The 18,668-nt window shown below is 60.7% G+C and carries 14 protein-coding genes and 1 pseudogene; 9 read left to right on the top strand and 6 right to left on the bottom strand.

Going from position 1 to position 18,668, the window contains the following annotated elements:
* The first annotated feature begins 68 nt into the window (after positions 1–68).
* From glf to C563_RS21810, 5 genes and pseudogenes are all read left to right on the top strand, one after another.
* Positions 69–1,256 carry a UDP-galactopyranose mutase gene (glf, locus tag C563_RS0101190; RefSeq protein WP_018760211.1) on the top strand — a complete coding sequence of 396 codons (1,188 nt, stop codon included), beginning with the start codon at positions 69–71 and terminating at the stop codon, positions 1,254–1,256.
* Positions 1,253–3,274: a glycosyltransferase gene (locus C563_RS0101185; protein ID WP_018760210.1), complete on the top strand. Its 2,022-nt coding sequence runs from the start codon at positions 1,253–1,255 to the stop codon at positions 3,272–3,274. The genes glf and C563_RS0101185 overlap by 4 nt, the downstream gene beginning before the upstream one ends.
* Positions 3,271–4,152, top strand: a complete 882-nt coding sequence (locus C563_RS0101180; RefSeq protein ID WP_018760209.1) for an ABC transporter permease — start codon at positions 3,271–3,273, stop codon at positions 4,150–4,152. The genes C563_RS0101185 and C563_RS0101180 overlap by 4 nt, the downstream gene beginning before the upstream one ends.
* Complete coding sequence (locus C563_RS0101175) at positions 4,153–4,878, top strand: ABC transporter ATP-binding protein (RefSeq protein ID WP_018760208.1); 726 nt, start codon at positions 4,153–4,155, stop codon at positions 4,876–4,878. It abuts the gene before it with no gap.
* A gap of 330 nt (positions 4,879–5,208) precedes the next feature.
* Positions 5,209–7,041, top strand: a pseudogene (locus C563_RS21810) (acyltransferase family protein).
* 108 nt (positions 7,042–7,149) lie between these two features.
* Here C563_RS21810 and C563_RS0101165 read toward each other — a convergent pair.
* From C563_RS0101165 to C563_RS0101140, 6 genes are all read right to left on the bottom strand, one after another.
* A complete protein-coding gene (locus tag C563_RS0101165; RefSeq protein WP_018760204.1) occupies positions 7,150–9,123 on the bottom strand; it encodes a DUF6541 family protein in 1,974 nt (657 codons plus the stop codon).
* A 62-nt stretch (positions 9,124–9,185) separates the two neighbouring features.
* On the bottom strand, positions 9,186–10,049 hold the full coding sequence (gene rfbA, locus C563_RS0101160) for a glucose-1-phosphate thymidylyltransferase RfbA (protein ID WP_018760203.1): 864 nt from the start codon (positions 10,047–10,049) through the stop codon (positions 9,186–9,188).
* 43 nt (positions 10,050–10,092) lie between these two features.
* Entirely contained in the window at positions 10,093–11,016 is a 924-nt protein-coding gene (locus tag C563_RS0101155; protein ID WP_018760202.1) for a glycosyltransferase, read from the bottom strand.
* Positions 11,016–11,912, bottom strand: a complete 897-nt coding sequence (locus tag C563_RS0101150; protein ID WP_018760201.1) for a glycosyltransferase family 2 protein — start codon at positions 11,910–11,912, stop codon at positions 11,016–11,018. The genes C563_RS0101155 and C563_RS0101150 overlap by 1 nt, the downstream gene beginning before the upstream one ends.
* Positions 11,912–12,301: a DUF2304 domain-containing protein gene (locus C563_RS0101145; RefSeq protein ID WP_018760200.1), complete on the bottom strand. Its 390-nt coding sequence runs from the start codon at positions 12,299–12,301 to the stop codon at positions 11,912–11,914. Before C563_RS0101145 ends, C563_RS0101150 begins: the two co-directional genes overlap by 1 nt.
* Entirely contained in the window at positions 12,301–13,053 is a 753-nt protein-coding gene (locus C563_RS0101140) for a glycosyltransferase family 2 protein (protein WP_026264253.1), read from the bottom strand. The genes C563_RS0101145 and C563_RS0101140 overlap by 1 nt, the downstream gene beginning before the upstream one ends.
* 210 nt (positions 13,054–13,263) lie before the next feature.
* On the opposite strand from C563_RS0101140, the gene C563_RS0101135 reads away from it, so the two are divergent.
* The 4 genes from C563_RS0101135 to C563_RS21800 are packed head-to-tail and all read left to right on the top strand — an operon-like array spanning position 13,264 to position 18,663.
* Positions 13,264–14,016 (top strand): glycosyltransferase, encoded by a 753-nt coding sequence (locus C563_RS0101135; RefSeq protein ID WP_018760198.1) that lies wholly within the window; start codon positions 13,264–13,266, stop codon positions 14,014–14,016.
* Positions 14,017–14,046: 30 nt separating this feature from the next.
* A complete protein-coding gene (gene rfbB, locus C563_RS0101130) occupies positions 14,047–15,045 on the top strand; it encodes a dTDP-glucose 4,6-dehydratase (protein WP_018760197.1) in 999 nt (332 codons plus the stop codon).
* Between the two features lie 3 nt (positions 15,046–15,048).
* A complete protein-coding gene (locus C563_RS0101125) occupies positions 15,049–16,473 on the top strand; it encodes a sugar nucleotide-binding protein (RefSeq protein WP_018760196.1) in 1,425 nt (474 codons plus the stop codon).
* 9 nt (positions 16,474–16,482) lie between these two features.
* Positions 16,483–18,663 carry a glycosyltransferase gene (locus C563_RS21800; protein ID WP_018760195.1) on the top strand — a complete coding sequence of 727 codons (2,181 nt, stop codon included), beginning with the start codon at positions 16,483–16,485 and terminating at the stop codon, positions 18,661–18,663.
* The last annotated feature ends 5 nt before the right edge of the window (positions 18,664–18,668 follow it).

Genomic DNA, 18,668 nt, shown 5'->3' with positions numbered 1-18,668 from the left:
CCTCGGGTAGGCTAGAACAGCAGACGATGCACTCCATTGTGCTGCCCGTATTCAAACCAGGAGATTTTGTGACCGCTGACCTCGTCATTGTAGGGTCCGGCTTTTTTGGCCTGACAATCGCAGAACAGGCCGCTAGCGAGCTCGGCCTGAAGGTCGTCGTCCTCGACCGCCGCCACCATATCGGCGGCAACGCCTACAGCGAAAAGGAAGAGCAGACCGGTATCGAAATCCACCGGTATGGCGCCCACCTTTTCCACACGTCCAACGATCGTGTGTGGGAATACGTCAACAGGTTCACCACCTTCACGAATTACGTGCACAAGGTCTATGGCGTCCACAAGGGAGAGGTGTACTCCCTCCCCATCAACCTGGCGACCATCAACCAGTTCTTCCGGGCCAACCTCACCCCCGGCCAAGCGCGGGACCTCATCCAGGAACAAGCCGGGGAACTTGCAGGGACCGATCCCCAGAACCTTAATGACAAGGGCATCCAACTGATTGGCCGTCCCCTGTACGAGGCCTTTATCAAGCACTACACCGGGAAGCAGTGGCAGACGGACCCCAAGGACCTGCCGGCGGGCATCATTTCGAGGCTGCCCGTGCGCTACAACTACGACAACCGGTACTTCAACGACAAGTACGAGGGCCTGCCCACCAACGGTTACACCGCGTGGATCGAGAAAATGGCCGAACACCCGAACATCGAGGTGCGCCTTAACACAGACTTCTTCGACGAGTCGCACGAATACAGCAAGAACAAGGTGGTCGGAAAGATTCCCGTGGTTTACACCGGCCCGGTGGACCGCTACTTCGACTACGCCGAGGGCGACCTCTCCTGGCGCACCATCGACTTCGAAGAAGAGGTCCTGGATGTCGGCGATTTCCAAGGCACCTCCGTCGTCAACTACAACGACGACGACGTTGCCTACACCCGCGTCATCGAACCCCGCCATTTCCATCCCGAACGCGACTACCAGACCGAAAAAACGGTCATCATGCGGGAGTTCTCGCGATTTGCCGAAAAAGGCGACGAACCGTACTACCCCGTCAACACCTCCGCCGACAGGGAGCGACTGCTCAAGTACCGCGACCTCGCAGCCGCCGAAACCGACGTCTTGTTTGGCGGCCGGCTGGGCACCTACAAATACCTGGACATGCACATGGCTATTGGATCCGCGCTAAGCATGTTCGATAACAAGATCCGGCCGCACTTCGAAAGCGGCGTGAAGCTGGAAAGTGGAGGCGTAGACGCATGAGCGTGTCAACTGCGAACCAGAAAAAAGCCGCCGTTGGGGCAGCTTACGAGTCGTCGGCGAACTGGAATACCCTTCAGCGGGTCATCCTGCCCAGCGCAAGCCAGATGGACACGGCCCCCCTGTATATGGACATGGGCACGGCAACCGGCATCCAACTCCCCACCATCGGCGACGGGGACGGAAAAGACACCAAGCCCCGGACCATCAGCAGCCCCTCGAAGGAGGCGCACGTCGAGGACTTCCTCTCGCGGCACTCCACTTCCGTGAGGTCGGGGGAGCGGGTCTCCTTCGGCACCTACTTCAACGCATTCCCCGCCAGCTACTGGCGTCGGTGGACAACCGTGGACAAAATCCGGTTGCAGGTCCGCACCCAAGGCGCCGGTTCAGTCATCGTCTACAAGTCGAACGCCCGCGGATCACTGCAGCGGGTGGATACCCGCCGTGTCGAGGGAATCTCGGAAAGCCATTTTGAACTGTCGCTTGCTCCGTTTGGGGACGGTGGATGGTACTGGTTCGACCTGTTGGCCGGAACCGAGCCTCTGATCATGCTCGACGCCGAATGGCAAGGGCCCGCAGTCGAGAGTACGCCGGGGTCGGTTACTCTCCAGATCACCACACTCAACAAGACGGACTTCTGCCTGAACAACCTCCGTCTCCTGGCCGACAGCGTTGAAGCCTTGGCGCATGTGCAAGAAATCCTCATCGTTGACCAGGGCACACAGAAACTCTCCGACGCACCCGGATTCGATGAGGTCAAAGAGGCCCTTAACGGCAAACTCAGGATCATCAACCAGTCCAACCTGGGCGGCTCCGGGGGATTCGCACGCGGAATGTTCGAGGCCGTCGAAAACGGCAGCGACTACGTCCTGCTGATGGACGACGACATCGTCGTTGAGCCGGAAAGCATCATCCGCCTGCTCACCTTCGCGGACCGGTGCAAGACGCCGACCTTGGTTGGCGGACACATGTTCGACCTGTACAACCGGACAGTCCTGCATACATTTGGCGAAGTCGTCAACCCTTACCGGTTCCAGCCCGCACTCCCCAGCGAGGACATGATCCTTGGGCACGACTTTCTGTCGTCCAACCTGCGTCAGACGTCGTGGCTGCACCGGCGCTGCGACGTCGACTACAACGGCTGGTGGATGTGCCTGATCCCCACCAAGGTCATCCGGGACATCGGGCTTTCGCTTCCCCTGTTCATCAAGTGGGACGACGCTGAATACGGTCTGCGCGCAAAGGAACACGGTTACCCCACGGTCTCGCTGCCGGGGTCCGCGGTCTGGCACGTCTCCTGGATTGATAAGGATGACCTGGTCGGTTGGCAGGCCTACTTCCACTCCCGGAACCGCGTCGTGGCCGCACTGCTTCACAGCCCATATGAGTTTGGCGGCGAAATTGTGAGGTCGTCTCAGTCCGGCGACGTCAAGCACATGGTGTCCATGCAGTATGCCACCGCACAAGGACGGCAATGGGCATTGGAAGATGTGCTGAAGGGCCCAGAGGCACTGCCCGGCCTGCTGGCTACCAAGCTACCGGAAATTCGGGAAATGATGTCGGGGCACTCCGACGCTGTGTTCCGGCCCGATCCGGAAGACTTTCCTGCCCCAAAGATGGACAAGCCTCCCCGCCGCGGCCACGGCCCGTCCCAGCCTTCGAGGATCACCCTCCTGCCCTGGGCAGCCAAGACCATCGCCCGGCAGTTGGTCAAGCCGGTCACGGGCACCAGTGCCGAACGGCCGCAGACGACAGTGGCGCATCAGGACAACCGCTGGTGGCGGATGGCGCAGTACGACAGTGTGGTGGTCTCGAATGCCGAAGGAACAGGTGCCTCGTGGTACCGGCGTGATCCCAAGCGGCTGAGGAAAATGCTGGCCGAAAGCGGCCGCCTCCACGCGGCTCTGCTAAAGGAATGGCCTGCACTCAGCAAGAAATACAAATCAGCCATGAACGATCTGACATCGATCGAGTCGTGGAGGAAGACGTTCGAGCAGCATACGCAGAATGAGATCAAGTGAGCGTAATTTCCACCGGTGATCTGACCACGCCAGGGCTGGGCGGGGGACTGCGGGACATCAAGCAGTCGAGTTTCCTGCTCAAGCTGCTGGTGCGGAAAGAACTCAAAGTCCGCTATCGGGGCTCCGTTCTTGGACTTCTCTGGTCCTATGTCAAACCGGGCGTTCAATTCATCGTCTTTTATGTGGCGTTGGGAATCTTCCTCGGATTGGAGCGAAGTCCCAGGAATCCAGACGGATTGGCAAATTATGCCGTCTACTTGTTTTCCGGCATTGTCCTGATTAATTTCTTTTCCGAGGCATTGGGCAATGCGGCACGGTCCATCGTCATGAACGGAAACCTGATCAAGAAGATCTACCTTCCGCGCGAATTGTTCCCCGTGGCCTCCGTCTGGGTGTCTGCGGTTCACTTCTTCCCCCAGCTCGTGGTTCTCGTCGTCGGCTGCATCTTCGCGGGATGGCATCCGAACCTGGTGCAACTGTTGGCTGCCGTTGCCGGCTTTATTATCGTGGGACTACTTGCGACCGGCTTGGGCTTGCTCTTCGGTGCAGCCAACGTATACTTCCGCGATTCGGAAAACCTCGTGGACATGCTGTTGATGGTTGCCACCTGGGCTTCCCCCGTCATGTACGCGTGGTCCATGGTTGAGCAGAAGCTTGGAAGCACCGCGTTTGCCATCTACCAGGCAAACCCGATCACCATCGGGGTGGAGCTGTTCCACTACGCGTTTTGGTATCCGACGACGGACGGTTCAGCAGCCATGCCACCGAACCTCTTTGGTCTGTGGCTGCCCGTCGGGCTCGTGGTTGCGGTGGTCATTGTTGTTTTGGGTCAGTACACCTTTCGGCGCCTCGAGGGCCGTTTCGCACAGGAGCTCTAAGTGGTCACGGCGATAGAAGTTTCGAATATCAGCAAGCAGTTCGTGTTGCGCCACACCAGGTCCCTGAAAGAGGCTGTGGTGTGGTTGGCCAAGGGCCGAAAGGGTGATCTGTCCGAAAAGTTCCATGCTTTGAAGAACGTTTCCGTTGAGGTCCAAGCGGGCGAAACGGTAGCGCTGCTGGGACTGAACGGCTCGGGTAAATCAACGCTGCTGAAACACATTTCGGGAGTGATGCTGCCCGACACCGGCACGGTCAAGACGAGGGGGCGGGTAGCCGGGCTGATTGAGGTTGGCGCCGGTTTCCACCCTGACCTGTCGGGGAGGGATAACGTCTACCTCAACGGGGCGATCCTCGGTATGACTGAACAGCAGGTCAATGACCGGTTCGACGAGATCGTGGAGTTCTCGGAGATCGGCCAGTTCATCGACACCGAAGTTAAGTTCTACTCCTCCGGGATGTATTTGCGGCTCGCGTTTTCCGTAGCGGTCCACACCGACCCCGAAGTGTTCCTCATTGACGAGATCCTTGCCGTAGGCGACGAGCCCTTCCAGCGAAAATGCATCGACAAGATTCAAGAACTGGCTCGTGACGGGAAGACCCTGGTAGTCGTGAGCCACGACCTCGACCTTGTGTCCAGGATTTGCGAACGGGGCATACTGCTGGAGCACGGCAACGTGAAGTTCGACGGCTCCATCCACGACGCGGTTGCGCTCCTGCGGTCCTGATCCTTCGCACCCGAAAGGCCCTGCAATGACTACGCGCGTGAGATTGCGGCGCTGATGCCCCGAACAGTAGAGATGCTGGTTGGCCGCCATGTCCGGACAACTCCAGTCGGTCGAAAATTTGGATCGGACCGTTCTGACATTCAGGGCCTCCGTGCGGTCGCTGTGGGCCTGGTCATCGTTTACCACGTCTGGCCGACTATTCTCCCCGGGGGCTTTGTCGGCGTTGACGTCTTCTTTGTGATCTCCGGATTCCTGATCGTAGGCTCACTCGTTCGGGAGATTTCTAAATCCAACAGCCTTGACCTGTTGTCCTTTTACGAATGAAGGATTGTGCGGCTGCTTCCGGCAGCGACCCTCGTGCTTCTGGTCATCGTCCTGGGGACGGTGATGCTCCTTCCGCAAAGCCGATGGCAGTCGGTCAGCCTGGACGTGATTGCTTCAGGGCTCCAGGTCCAGAACTGGAACCAGGCGTTTAGTGCCAACAGCTACGCGCACGCCACAGCCTCGGTTTCGCCGGTCCAGCACTACTGGTCCCTGGCCGTTGAGGAGCAGTTCTACATCTTCGTGCCCATTTTCCTGCTCGGCGGCGTCTTCCTCGCCCGGAAGTTCAAGTGGGCTGCTGCATCCGTTTGCGTCGCTGTCATCGGCGGCCTCACGGTCTGCTCGTTCGTCCACAGCATCTTCCTGTCCAGTTCCGATCACGACGTTGCCTACTTCGCCACGAGCACCCGTATCTGGGAGCTGGGGGCAGGAGGCTTGGTCGCCGTGCTCCTCAAGGGCGGCCTGCCGGGACGCACACCCAAGCTGGTGGCCGGGTGGGCCGGCCTGGCAGGTATTGTTTTCGCGGCCCTGACGTTCTCCACGTCCTTGGCCTTTCCGGGGTATGTGGCCTTGATCCCGGTCGCAGCCACGATATTGATTCTGTGTGCGGGAGGCCAGGATCCGGCCCCGGGTTTCCTCTCCGTGCCCGCACTACTAAGTTGGCGGCCCGTAACCTTTATTGGCGACATCTCGTATTCGCTGTACCTGTGGCACTGGCCGATTGTCGTCTTTTGCGTGTACTTCCTCGGCCGCGGACCCGGGATCCTGCATGGTGCCGCGATCCTGGTACTCAGCATGCTCTGCGCAACGCTTTCTTACTATTTTGTCGAGCAGCGTTTCAGGCATGTCCGTCACAGTCCCAAGACGAACCAGGCCAGGACCATGAGGGTCCGTTTTCGTTCCGCTGCCACCTTCCTCGTGGCAGCCGGTGTAGTGGTCGCAACCTCGGGGTCCGCATTGGTTCCGTGGGGCATCGTGGAAGCCAAAGCCCAAGAGCTCCAAAGCTTGCTCAACATCCGTGAATACCCGGGTGCCATGGCCTTTGACCCCGGCCATGAGAAGCCGGTCCCCTCCGGACTCCCGATTCGGCCGGACGCCTCCCTGGCATTGAAAGACGTTCCAACGACTGCGGGAGATGGCTGCGGGGTATACGATCCGGCGGCTATGGGGCCCGAAAAGTGCGTCTACGGGTCCGCGTACCCATCCAAGCACATGGTGATCGTGGGTGACTCCCACGCTGCCCAGTTCGTGGACCCTATGGTGCTCGCCGGGAAACCGGCTGGCTGGCAGATCCATGCAATGGTCCGTAACGGGTGTCCGTTCAGTGCCGTGCCACCCGCCGATAATTCAACGGTCTAATCAAACTGTTCGGCGCAGAATCAAGTGTCTTTGCAAAGGATCCTGGACCTCCGGCCGGACCTGGTGGTGATTGCCGGGATGGTGCCCCGTGGTTACGAGGAAGCCCTCCACTGGAGGTGGGACACGCCGGATGCCTTGGTGAAGGGCTACGTCGACCTCATTAGGCCGCTCAGGAACGAGGGCCTGAGGGTGGCTGTCATCCTCGACAATCCGTACCCGACCTTCTCAGTCCCCGACTGCGTGCAGCGCAGAAGCCCGGCGTCTCCGGAGTGCCAGGTGGCCAGGACCGCAGTGGACGATCCGCTGCAACGTGCAGCCGACCAGGTGCCCGGCGTTGAGGTGATGGACATATCCGACTACCTTTGCCGCCAGGAAATCTGCCCGGCCGTCATTGGAAACGTGCTCGTGTACCGCGACAACCACCTGACAAACACGTTTGCCAAGTCCTTGGCGCCGGTCCTTTCGCGGAAGCTGAGGCTCTAGGCAGGGACCAGCGTTCCCGGTCCGCGACTCTGTGGGAACCACAGCAGCGATCCCGAACGCCCAGTACCACTGGTTGCAGTGGGGCTACCGACCGGGGCTACCCGGATGTCACTGGCAAGCAGTGACTTGGAACAGCTTCGCCTCGCCCTTTTGGTCCAGGAGCTTGAATCCCGGAGTCGCGTCGGGGATTTGAAGTCCCTGGAAGCCGTGATTCCCACCGTGGACTTCACGCGTGCCGAAGTCGAGGACATACCGGACATTGCCGTCCCGCGCAGCCGCGCACACTGAGGGGTCGGTGGCTGCTTCGCGGAACTTGTCGTTCAGCAGCTCGGTGGCCTTGGTGTAGGTCGTGAGGGTGTGCTTCGACGTGGTGTTGCGGTCCGCAATGGCAAAGGCCATGGCCCCACCGGTCCAGGGGTTGACCGCGACGGTTGCATCCGTCGGGACATAGTTGTCGAGTTCCTGGATGATGGCCATCTCGTCGGAACTGACCAATGGGGAATCCGGCGTCGTCGAGTAGTTCGCCTGCGCCGACAACACGGGCGTAACCATAGGCGGTGCCTGCAGCAGGCCCACGACCACTAGCGCAATGATTGGTCCCGTGCTGTCCAGGAGTCCCGGGGCGGCCCCGGGGGCCGCTTTGCTCCGAAGCCGGAGGGTGCGTTCCTGCAGGCGTTCGATCAGCCAGGCGGCACCGATCGCTGCCAGCGGCACTCCGACGACGGGCAGCAGGGCTGCGAGTCGGAAGCTGTCGTTGTACCAGACGCCGGTCAGCAAATCCCTGTACCGGCCCGCCGGGCCGGCTGACACGACGACGAAGAGCAGTGCGACGACGATGAATGATCCCGCGAACCAGGCTGTGGCGCGCCGCCGGAACACAATTGCCAGTCCCACTATCGCAAGGGCGCTCACTGCCCATGCGACGGGACGTTGCATGGCTGAGTTGGTTAGGACTTCCCCGAGGGCCTGGCCCTGAGTCTGGATTGGTGGCCAGAACGCCGCTACAGCGGGAGGCCTGATGATCTGCCACAGGACAGCCATGACGCCGAACGTGGCGAGCAGGCCTGCCCCGGCAGCCAAGGTGAGCCTAATGGGACGTCCGGCCCTGCGCCGGTCGATGGCAAAGAAGGCCCAGGCCGCAAGCAGGACGGGTACGGAGAGCGCGAGAAGTGACATGACCCCGTTGGGGTGTGCTATCGCCACGCCGAGGGCCGTCATGGGAGCCAGGAGGAACCGGGCTCCGGGACCGATGTTTACGAACTGGCGGCTGCCGAAGAAGATGCTCACGCAAGCCAAAGCTGCAGGCAGCATGCTGACGGCAAGGAAATTAGGGTAGAGGACACCAAAATCCAGCAGCAGTATGGGGAAGGAGCCAAACCCGGCTGCCAAGACGCCTGCTGCCCCCACGGCATAGGGGTTCGGCCCGACCAAGGTACGCACCAGAAACATGCAGCCCAAGGTCCAGACGCCGGCGGCGATACAAAGGTTCAGGACATTGACGGAGGCCGGCAGCGGGGCGCCCGTCAGCTGGATAAGGAGCGAGGCCAGCCCATGCCATGCCGCCGGGTAGAAGTACGGCGGATTGTCGCCGTTGGTCATCCCCGTCAGCGTCATTGACGACGCATTACCGGTATCCAGAACATACCGGATGGCGTTGAGGTGGAAGACGTTGTCAAACGTCTGGGAGATGTTGTCCGGCCTGCCGAAGGCGGTGCGGAGTTGGATTGCTATGGAAAGGGCACCAATGCCAAAGCCAACACCGCCAAGGAGCAGCATCCGCTGCGATCCTGCCAGCGCAGTACGCCAGGGAAGTACGGGTTGGCGGAGTGCCGGGATTCTTCGGATGGCGAAGAGAACCGCCGCGAGGAGCACCGTTGCCGCCCCCACGGGCAGGAGCGACCATCCGATGCCGAGGTACGGGGCAACGATGGCGCTTACCGAGACGACGCTTACCGTAAGCAGCGGAGCAACTGCCAGGAATGCTGGATTCCGCAACCCCAGTGCCACGATCAGGAGCGTGCCGGGCGCAAATAACAGCAGCAGGCACGCCAGGGCAGTCGGCAGGACGGAAAACCAGCTCATTAATACTCCAGGGACGACGACGAGAAAAGGGCCAGGCGCATCGCGATGGCCATCACGATGTGCTAGTCCTCCAGAAGTCCAAGAAGGTAGCTGCCGTAGCCGCTCTTCACCAGGGGCTCGGCACGCTGGCGGAGGTCGTCGTCGGTCAGGAAGCCCTGGCGCCATGCGATCTCCTCAGGGGCACCGATCTTCAGCCCCTGACGGTTCTCGACCGTGCGGATGAAGTTGGAAGCATCGCTGAGGTCATTGAAAGTTCCGGTGTCCAGCCAGGCAGTCCCGCGGGGGAGTATCTCGACCTGCAGCTTGCCCCGCTCAAGGTAGGTCCGGTTAACATCTGTGATCTCAAGTTCGCCGCGGGGGGAAGGCTTGAGGTCCCGCGCAATTTCCACGACATCGTTGTCGTAGAAATAGAGGCCGGGCACCGCATAGTGGCTGCGGGGCTTCTCCGGCTTTTCCTCCAGGGACAGTGCCTTGCCGTCGCCGTCGAACTCAACAACGCCGTAGGCTTTGGGATCCTTCACCCAGTAGCCAAACACGGCGCCGCCGTCGATGTCCGCATGCTTCCGAAGCTGGGTTCCCATGCCCTGTCCGTAGAAGATGTTGTCGCCGAGGACAAGCGCTACTGTTTCGTCGCCGATGTGGTCAGCACCAAGGATGAAAGCTTGTGCGAGTCCATCAGGCGAGGGCTGCTGGACGTAGGAAAGGTTGATGCCGAACTGCGATCCGTCGCCCAGCAGGCGCTGGAACTGCTCGGCGTCGTGCGGAGTGGTGATGATCAGGATGTCCCTGATCCCAGCAAGGATCAACGTGGAGAGAGGGTAGTAGATCATTGGCTTGTCGTACACCGGGACGAGCTGCTTGCTGATGCCAAGGGTAATGGGGTGCAGCCGCGATCCAGTTCCGCCGGCCAGAATAATTCCACGCATGGGATCAATCATTCCCCACGACGCAGCCACGGCCAAAACGGGATCAGGTGCCGGGCTGCCGTTCGGGTCCCGGGCCCGACTTCCGCCGGAGCCCGTCGGCGAGGCCTTTTCGGGCCGCTACGAGGCGCTGGCGCCTGCCGGGGGCAAGGACACTGACGACAGTCAGGTGCCGGAGGTCCGTGAGCAGTCCCCGCACGGTCCAATAGGGTTCCTTGAGCGCAAACCTGGCCGCCAACAGGACGCGGTTGCGGACAATGAAGTAGTAGCGCCAGGTGGAGGCGGTCCTCACCATCAGTGGCTTTCCGCGCCATGTGACAGGCCACGGACCCAGGCGCGCCGGAACCATGGTGCCGAGGGAATGGTTCAGTGAGCAGTCAAGGGCAATGACGCAGTGCAGTTGCCGGGCCTTGGCGCGCAGGTAGAACTCGCTGTCCACCCCGTCGATGAACAGCTGTTCGTTGAAGGGCCCCACGGCGTCGAGGCTGGCCGTTGGAATCAGGAGACCCGACTGGACCGGCTCGTCCCCGATGGTCACTCCGTGGTGAGTCCGCAGCACCCGCCGCGGCAGTCCGCTGACTTCCCCTGGCGCCACCATGCCCACCCCGAGCCCGGCGCCGGTTGCCGCACCAGCAGCGCCCTCAAGGCCTTGGACAAATCCGGGCTGGACCAGCGAGTCCTGGTCCATGGTGAGAATGAATGCAAGCGACGGGTTACGGGACCGTGCAAGTGCGATGCCGCTGTTCAGGGCCGCCGCAATTCCGGAGTTTTGCGGGAGGCGCAAAACCGTACAGCCGAGCGCCTCCAGTTCGGAATAGACGGACTCGTCGGCGGCAGTGCTGCCGTCGTCAACGACAACGACGTCGACGCACTGGTCCAACAGTGCCGCGCAGTTTTCCAGAACATTGTGGTGAGGATTGAAGGTGCTGACGACGGCGGCTGTCCGGGTGCTTTGGGACGTCTCGGCCATCAGGCACCCAGCCCGTGCTTGGCCATGGTGCGGATTGCTCCGAAGTTACGGGATTTCACCAGGCCGGGCATCAGCGACAAGGCATGAAGCCTCGACGTCAGCCGAAGACGGGCGGCCCGTTCCGCTCGGCGCCAGCCCCGTGACCGGGTAAGCGTGGCGGCGAGGCTGAAGTATTCCCGTTCGCCGTCGAAGCGGGAGCCGTCCTGGAGCAGGAGCGAAGAGGCGCTTTCGGTATGCCGCCGGTAAGCGAAGGCGACGGTGGGCACCACCAGCAGCGAGCGGTCCTGGAGGATCATGTCGATGATGAGGGCGAGGTCCTGGATGATGCGGAACTCATTGCGGAAATCGACGGTCCGGACGGACGAGGTCTTGAAGGTGAGAGACGGCCAGTACAGCCAGTCGCCGTGCAGGAGGCTCGTGGCAAGCGTCTCGCCGGACAGGAGCAGGGGAGACTCGGCCGATGGCCTGAGGAGCCGCTGTTTGACGGTGTCCACGAGCGTGCGTGCCGGGTTGCCTGCAGCATCGATGACCTGCACCCCGGGCTGGATGATGTCCGCCTCCGGGTTGTCGCGGTAGGCCTTCAGCACGGTCTCCACATAATTGGGCAGGAGGATGTCGTCGCAGCCAACCACGGCCACCAGATCCTGCCTGGCCATCTGGATGGAGGTCCTGAAACTCTCGGTGATGCCTTCGTTCGCGGCTTTCTTGACGTACGTGATTCTCGGGTCATCAATCTTCCGCACGTAATTCTCCACCGTGGGATCCGGGTAGGCGTCATCCACCACCGTCAGGAACCAGCGCGGATCAGTTTGCGCAAGGACGCTGTCCACCGTGATTTTCATGTAGTCGGGATCGCCCCAGTACGGCACGAAGATGTCCAGCGAGGGTTCCACCACTAGGGCTCAACCTCCGGGTCGTTGCTGCCTGCGGGCCTGCCGGCGACCATCACCTCGTTGATCCGTTCAATCTGGATCCGCAGGATGGCCACCTCTTCGGCCAAGGCCCGGGTCTCCTCTTCAACGACCGAAATCTCCCAGGACAGGTGGAGGCAGACGCCCAGGAGCATGAGGATGCTGAGGATGAACAGCAGGTTGGAGGGCAGTTGGACGCCGACGGCCTGGGCCACATAGTCCAGGAGTTGCGGGAAGGCGGCAAGGATCAGGGTCGCAATTCCGACGACGAGCCACCAGATGGCGTACTTTTCGCGCAGCTTCTTGCGTCGGAGCATCTCCCCGACCAGCCCGACGATGGCCAGGGCCAGGAAGAATGCGGCAATATTCGGCATCAGTTCGTTCCTGACATCAAGGGGAGGGGCAAAACGACGTTGGACCGCTTGCGCGTGAGGGCGAAGGCGAGTGCGAAAAAGGAGCGGCCGAGGTAGACGGCGGCTTTGATCGGGTGATGGCTTGGCGTTCCGCCCTGGCGGGGCCGCATCTCGACGGGAACCTGCGTGACCTTAAGGCCGGACCGGATGGCAACCACCAGCGAATCGATCGTGTCTCCAAGGTATTCAGCCGGATAGTGGTCCAAGTACTGCGCAATCGCACGGCTGTTTCCGGCGCGGAACCCGGAGGTCACGTCCGTAAGTGGCGTCCTGGCAAGTTTGGTCAGGACAGTTGCCAGGAGCTTCATGGCCCACTTACGGGGCCCCTTCACCGTGTAGTCGCCGCGGTCGGCAAACCGGGCGCCGATGGAGATGTCTGCTGAGTCCAGGCCGTTGAGCACCTCACGGATATTCCGCGGGTCATGCTGTCCGTCTGCGTCAACCTGGATGACCTGGCGGTAGCCCAGGCGCTGGGCATACTTGAATCCAGCCCGCATGGCGCCCCCGACACCGAGGTTGAAAGGCAGGTTCAGGACTGTCGCGCCCGCCGCCGCTGCGAGGTCCGGTGTGCCGTCGGTCGAGCCGTCATTCACTACCAGGACGTCGTAGGGCTCGTCGAGGCTCAGTACTTCGGCCACGGTTGCCCCTACGCAATCAGCCTCATTCCACGCCGGCATGATGACCAGCACACGGTTGTTTTCCAAATTGCGCATAATGTCCCAACTATATCAACGCGGCGATTGCGCACTGTCCGGAGCCTGCACGGACAGTCGGCAGGCCGCGGCTGCCCCGCCAGCCAGTTGGCCAGTGGTTCGCATCCTAGCGCGTGCCGGCCGGCGCGGCCGAGTCACCGGCGGACTTGGCAGGGGCGCACATCGCCAGCCACCACCAGAGGCAGGGGTGAATCAGTTAGTGTCGGTTGCATGACCAGCATCCCACCCAGCGTTCCTTCCGCCACCCGTGTCAGCGTTTGCATGGCGAGCTACCGGGGTGCGTCCTTCATCGCGGACCAAATCCGTTCGATACTCGACCAGCTGGATGCCGCGGACGAGCTAGTCATCTACGACGACGCATCCCCCGACGACACCGTTGACGTCATCAACGGGTTCAAGGACCCGAGAATCCGGCTAATTCGGGGAGCCAGCAACGTGGGGTACGTCCGCGCCTTCGAAGCCGCTATCGGCGCGAGCAGGGGCAGCTTCATCTTCCTGTCCGACCAGGATGACGTCTGGGTTCCCGGCCGGGTCGCCCTGATGCTGGACGGCCTCCGGAACGCCGCCGTGGTAGCCACGAACTTTGCAATGCTCGGCGGCGGCCCGCGGCCATGGATCCCGCCACTGACGGGGAAAATGGACGGCCGGCGCATGGCGAACCTCGTGGGAATCATGGTCGGTTACCGCGCCTATTACGGTTGCGGAATGGCGTTCCGGCGCGACTTCGTTGACGTCGTCACCCCCATCCCGTCCTACGTCCGGGAGTCGCACGATCTTTGGATCGCCATCTGCGGCAACCTTGCACAGTCAATTGCCCACCTCGAAGCGCCGAGCTTGCTCCGGCGCCTTCATGAACAAAACGAGACGCCGGCCGGCTTCCGTTCGCTCCGGCGCATAGCGGCCGCACGGTTCATGCTTGCCCGGCTGGTCCTTGAGGCGTCGCGCAGAGTCCGCGGTCGGTGAGGGGGAGGGCCGAGACGCTAAGCTGGGCTCATGCAGAATCTCCTTGTCACCGGCGGCGCCGGCTTCATTGGTTCCAACTTCGTCCACTACGTTCTTGAGAACACGGATGACCGTGTAACCGTCCTGGACAAGCTGACATACGCAGGCAACATGGAATCGTTGAAGGGGCTGCCCGAGGGCAGGTTCGAATTTGTCCAGGGCGACATTGCCGACGCAGAGCTGGTGGACCGGCTGGTGGCTGCCGCCGACGTCGTGGTCCACTACGCGGCCGAGTCGCACAACGACAACTCACTGCACGACCCCCGTCCTTTCCTGGACACGAACATCATTGGCACGTACACGCTCATCGAGGCTGCGCGAAAGCACAACAAGCGCTTCCACCACATCTCCACGGACGAGGTCTACGGAGACCTTGAGCTGGATGACCCCGAGCGGTTTACCGAGCAGACGCCGTATAACCCGTCCAGTCCCTACTCGTCCACGAAGGCAGGTTCGGACTTGCTGGTGCGGGCATGGGTGCGGTCCTTTGGCCTTCAGGCGACCATCAGCAACTGCTCGAACAACTACGGCCCCTACCAGCACGTGGAGAAGTTCATTCCGCGCCAGATCACGAACGTCATCGATGGCATTCGTCCCAAGCTCTACGGCAAGGGCGAGAACGTCCGCGACTGGATCCACGCCAACGACCACTCTTCTGCTGTCCTGGCGATCATTGCCAAGGGCAGGATCGGAGAGACTTACCTCATCGGTGCTGACGGTGAGAAGAACAACAAGGACGTTGTCGAGCTGATTCTCAAGCACATGGGTGAATCGCCGGATGCTTATGACCACGTGGTGGACCGCCCGGGTCATGACCTGCGCTACGCCATCGATTCCACCAAACTGCGCGATGAGCTCGGCTGGTCACCCCAGTTCTCCAACTTTGACGCGGGCATCGAGGACACCATTGCCTGGTACCGGGCCAACGAGGACTGGTGGCGTCCGCAGAAGGCCCAGACGGAAGCGAAGTACAAGGAACAGGGCCAGTAACCGATGACCATCGAGTTCTCCAAAAAGCTTGCTGCCCACCGGACTCCAATTCCCGGCGTCGTCGTCTATGACCTGCCGGTCCACGGGGACAACAGGGGATGGTTCAAGGAAAACTGGCAGCGCGAGAAGATGCTCGCCCTTGGGCTACCCGACTTCCGGCCGGTGCAGAACAACATCTCGTTCAACGAAAAGGCCGGTACCACGCGTGGTATCCACGCGGAGCCCTGGGACAAGTTCATCTCCGTTGCCACCGGGCGCATCTTCGGTGCCTGGGTCGATCTTCGCGAAGGCCCGTCGTTTGGCAGCGTGTTCACGGCCGAACTCGACCCCAGCCAAGCGATCTTCATTCCACGCGGCGTCGGGAACGCCTTCCAGACTCTGGAAGACAATACGGCGTACACCTATCTGGTCAATGACCACTGGTCAGCCGATGCGCAGGGACAGTACACGTTCCTGAACCTGGCCGACGAGTCCGCAGCCATCCAATGGCCGATTTCGCTTGAACAGGCAGAACTGTCCGACAAGGACAAAGCCCATCCGCGGCTGGCCGACGTCGTGCCCATGCCGGCGAAGAAGACGCTGGTGGTGGGGGCGAACGGTCAGTTGGGGAAGGCCCTGCGGACGCTTTACGCCGAGGATCCGTCCGTCGAGTTCGTCGGCCGGGCGGAGTTTGACGTCACCGATCCTGAAGCGTTTGCAGCCAGGAACTGGAAGAACTATTCGACCATCATCAATGCGGCGGCGTACACGGCCGTCGATGCGGCCGAGACCCTGGAAGGCCGGATCGCCGCCTGGGCCAACAATGTGACCGCCGTCGCGCACCTGGCAAAGACCGCCGTCGAGCATGGCCTGACCCTGGTCCACGTTTCGTCCGATTACGTCTTCGACGGTTCCCAGTCCATCCATTCGGAGGACGAGCCTCTCAGTCCGCTGGGGGTGTACGGGCAGACCAAGGCGGCAGGGGACGCGATTGTCAGCACGGTGGCTCGCCACTACATCCTTCGCACGAGTTGGGTTATCGGCGATGGCAACAACTTCGTCAGGACGATGGCGTCGCTCGCCGCCCGGAGGATTGAGCCGTCAGTGGTCAACGACCAGATCGGCCGCCTGACATTCACGGAGGACATTGCGGCGGGCATCCGGCACCTTCTCGAGAGCGCAGCCGACTACGGGACGTACAACCTGACAAACGACGGTGAGCCGCAGTCGTGGGCCGACATCGCAAAGGACGTCTACGCGCTGTCCGGTGGATCCCGTGATGCTGTTTCCGGTGTGAGTACGGCAGAGTATTTCAAGGGCAAGGATGCTGCGCCGCGACCGCTCAGCAGCGTGCTAGACCTTTCGAAAATCAAGGCATCAGGTTTCGCTCCCAGGGCTGCGCGTGAGGGTCTTGAAGCGTACCTTACGCAGCAGTCGGCGACTGTCTAGACGTTCACCATGCCCTTTGACTCCTCTTCCTTTGGAATCATCGCCCTGGCGGCGTACAAACCTGACTGGGACCTTTTCAGGGCTCAGTTGCTCTCGATACAGGCGCAGACGCATGCCAACTTCGAGTGCCTTATTTCCGCCGACGGCGGCCACGCTGAGGTCCAGGAATTTGTCTCCCGGGAGACGAACGGGGACCAGCGCTTCAAGGTCCTCGGTTTTCCGGACCGCCTAGGGTTCTACGGAAATTTCGAACGGGTTCTCGAGCATGTCCCAGGGAACGCCGAGTGGGTTGCGTTGTCGGACCAAGACGACTCGTGGTATCCGTCGAAGATCGAAACGCTTCTTCCACACCTAAATGACGTCAGCCTCGTAGCTGGGCAAGCCCGCGTGGTCAGGCGTCCCGGGAACCACATTGTGGCCGACTCAACGTATCGAAAAGACGTCAGTCTCGGATCGTTGATCGCTCAGAACCAAGTGACGGGAAGTCTCTGCCTTTTCCGTCGTGACCTCTTGGACCTGGCACTGCCGTTTCCCCGGTTCGCGGCGATTACCCAGGTCCACGACCACTGGCTCGCCGTGTGTGCGAAGGCCACAGGGGGAGCGCTGGTTGTCGACGACATCCTCCAGGATTACGTGCAGCATGCCGCCAACGTCCTGGGCGAGGCCGAGGCGCGGAAGAGTCTATTCAAATCCTTTGAGCATCTAATAGCGCTTTCTCGCAAATATCAGGGAAGCGCCAGCCCGTTAGCGGTCCTGAAGACAGCCAATGGCATGAGCTTTGGATGGCGTCGGGTAATGGCAGACTCTCTCCGTCAGCGCGTCAAGGTTACCTCTCCAGAATTTGAGGCAGGGATATCGCCGTTCCAAAGTTCTCACGGGTGGGTCCAGGCGTCGAAGGCCCTGATACTGGGCTTGAGACGCGGAGATATCGCCTTTTCTTGTTTTTTGGAATTCTTGGCCGGTTTTCCAATGGAACTTGTCCGATGCGGCAGGAGCCCTTGGCCTTCAACCTGGAAATCTGAAAGCACGCTGTTGAACAAGTTCCGTCTGAAGTTCTCAGGGAAAACCGTGTCAAACGATAGGAAACAGGGGCTGTCCGTGGACACATCGTCGAAAGCGCCGGCGGGTGGCAGTATTACGATTGTTCTGCCCGGGTTTAGCAAGTACCCCATTGGTGGTTACAAGGTCGTTTATACCTATGCGAATCATCTCGCAGAGCGCGGCTATCAAGTTACGCTTATACATGCTCTCCTTCTTTGGGGTGCCAAGCGTCGCGACGTCGACGTCAGGAGACCAATAGCTTCACTTGTATCCAGTTTTCGACCTCGTCAAAAACCCAATTGGTTCCAGCTGGACGGAAGGATTAGCGTCTACACCTTGCCGTACCTGATGCCGATGATGTTGCCCAAGACGGATTTCTTGGTAGCCACTGAAGTTCAGACCGCGCACGTTGTGAATTCTGCAGCCCGGCGCCGGAAGATTCCGGCATCATATTTCATACAGCACTACGAGGACTGGTCAGCTGCGCCCGAATTTATTGATAAGACATGGAAGCTTCCCCTGCGAAAGGTCGTAATCGCCCCATGGTTACAGGAACACATGCATTCCTTGGGCGAGGAATGTGACTTGGTTCCCAACGGTATTGACCCTGAAGAGTTTCCTGCAGGTCCGCCTTTAAGTGAACGTCGCTTCGATATTTGTGCAATGATTTCTGATGTTCCTTGGAAAAGGGCGGACCTGGTCGTTGAAGTAATAAATTCGTTCGTGGAGCGAGATTCTCGAGTTCGAGCCATCACTTTCGGGACAGGTACAAGGCCCAGTGGTCTGCACCCAGACGTGGTGTTTATAAAAAATCCCTCCAAAGAGGATATTCGGTATGCTTACCAATCCTCGAAGTTGTATCTATGCGCCAGTGACGGCGAAGGCTGGCACCTGCCTCCCGCTGAGGCCATGTCAAGCGGATGTGCTGTCGTGTCAACCGATATCGGCGGCGTAAGGGCCTATGCCGAAAACGGGGCTCTGTTTTCGGCAGTAGGGGATGCCGAGGGATTACGGAATAATGTAGATCGGCTTTTGAATGATCTTCATTTTGCTCAAACATTAGCTTCCAGAGGGCTGGCTGACATGCGCGAAAATAGCCCATCGAAAGCAGCTCAAAAATTTGAGGCAGTGATAACGAATGTGCGATAGGGCAC

It is taken from the genome of Arthrobacter sp. 135MFCol5.1 (assembly GCF_000374865.1).
Taxonomy (GTDB): Bacteria; Actinomycetota; Actinomycetes; order Actinomycetales; family Micrococcaceae; genus Arthrobacter.
The sequence above is the reverse complement of the archived record's forward strand: the minus strand, read 5'-3'. Positions and strand labels throughout refer to the sequence as shown.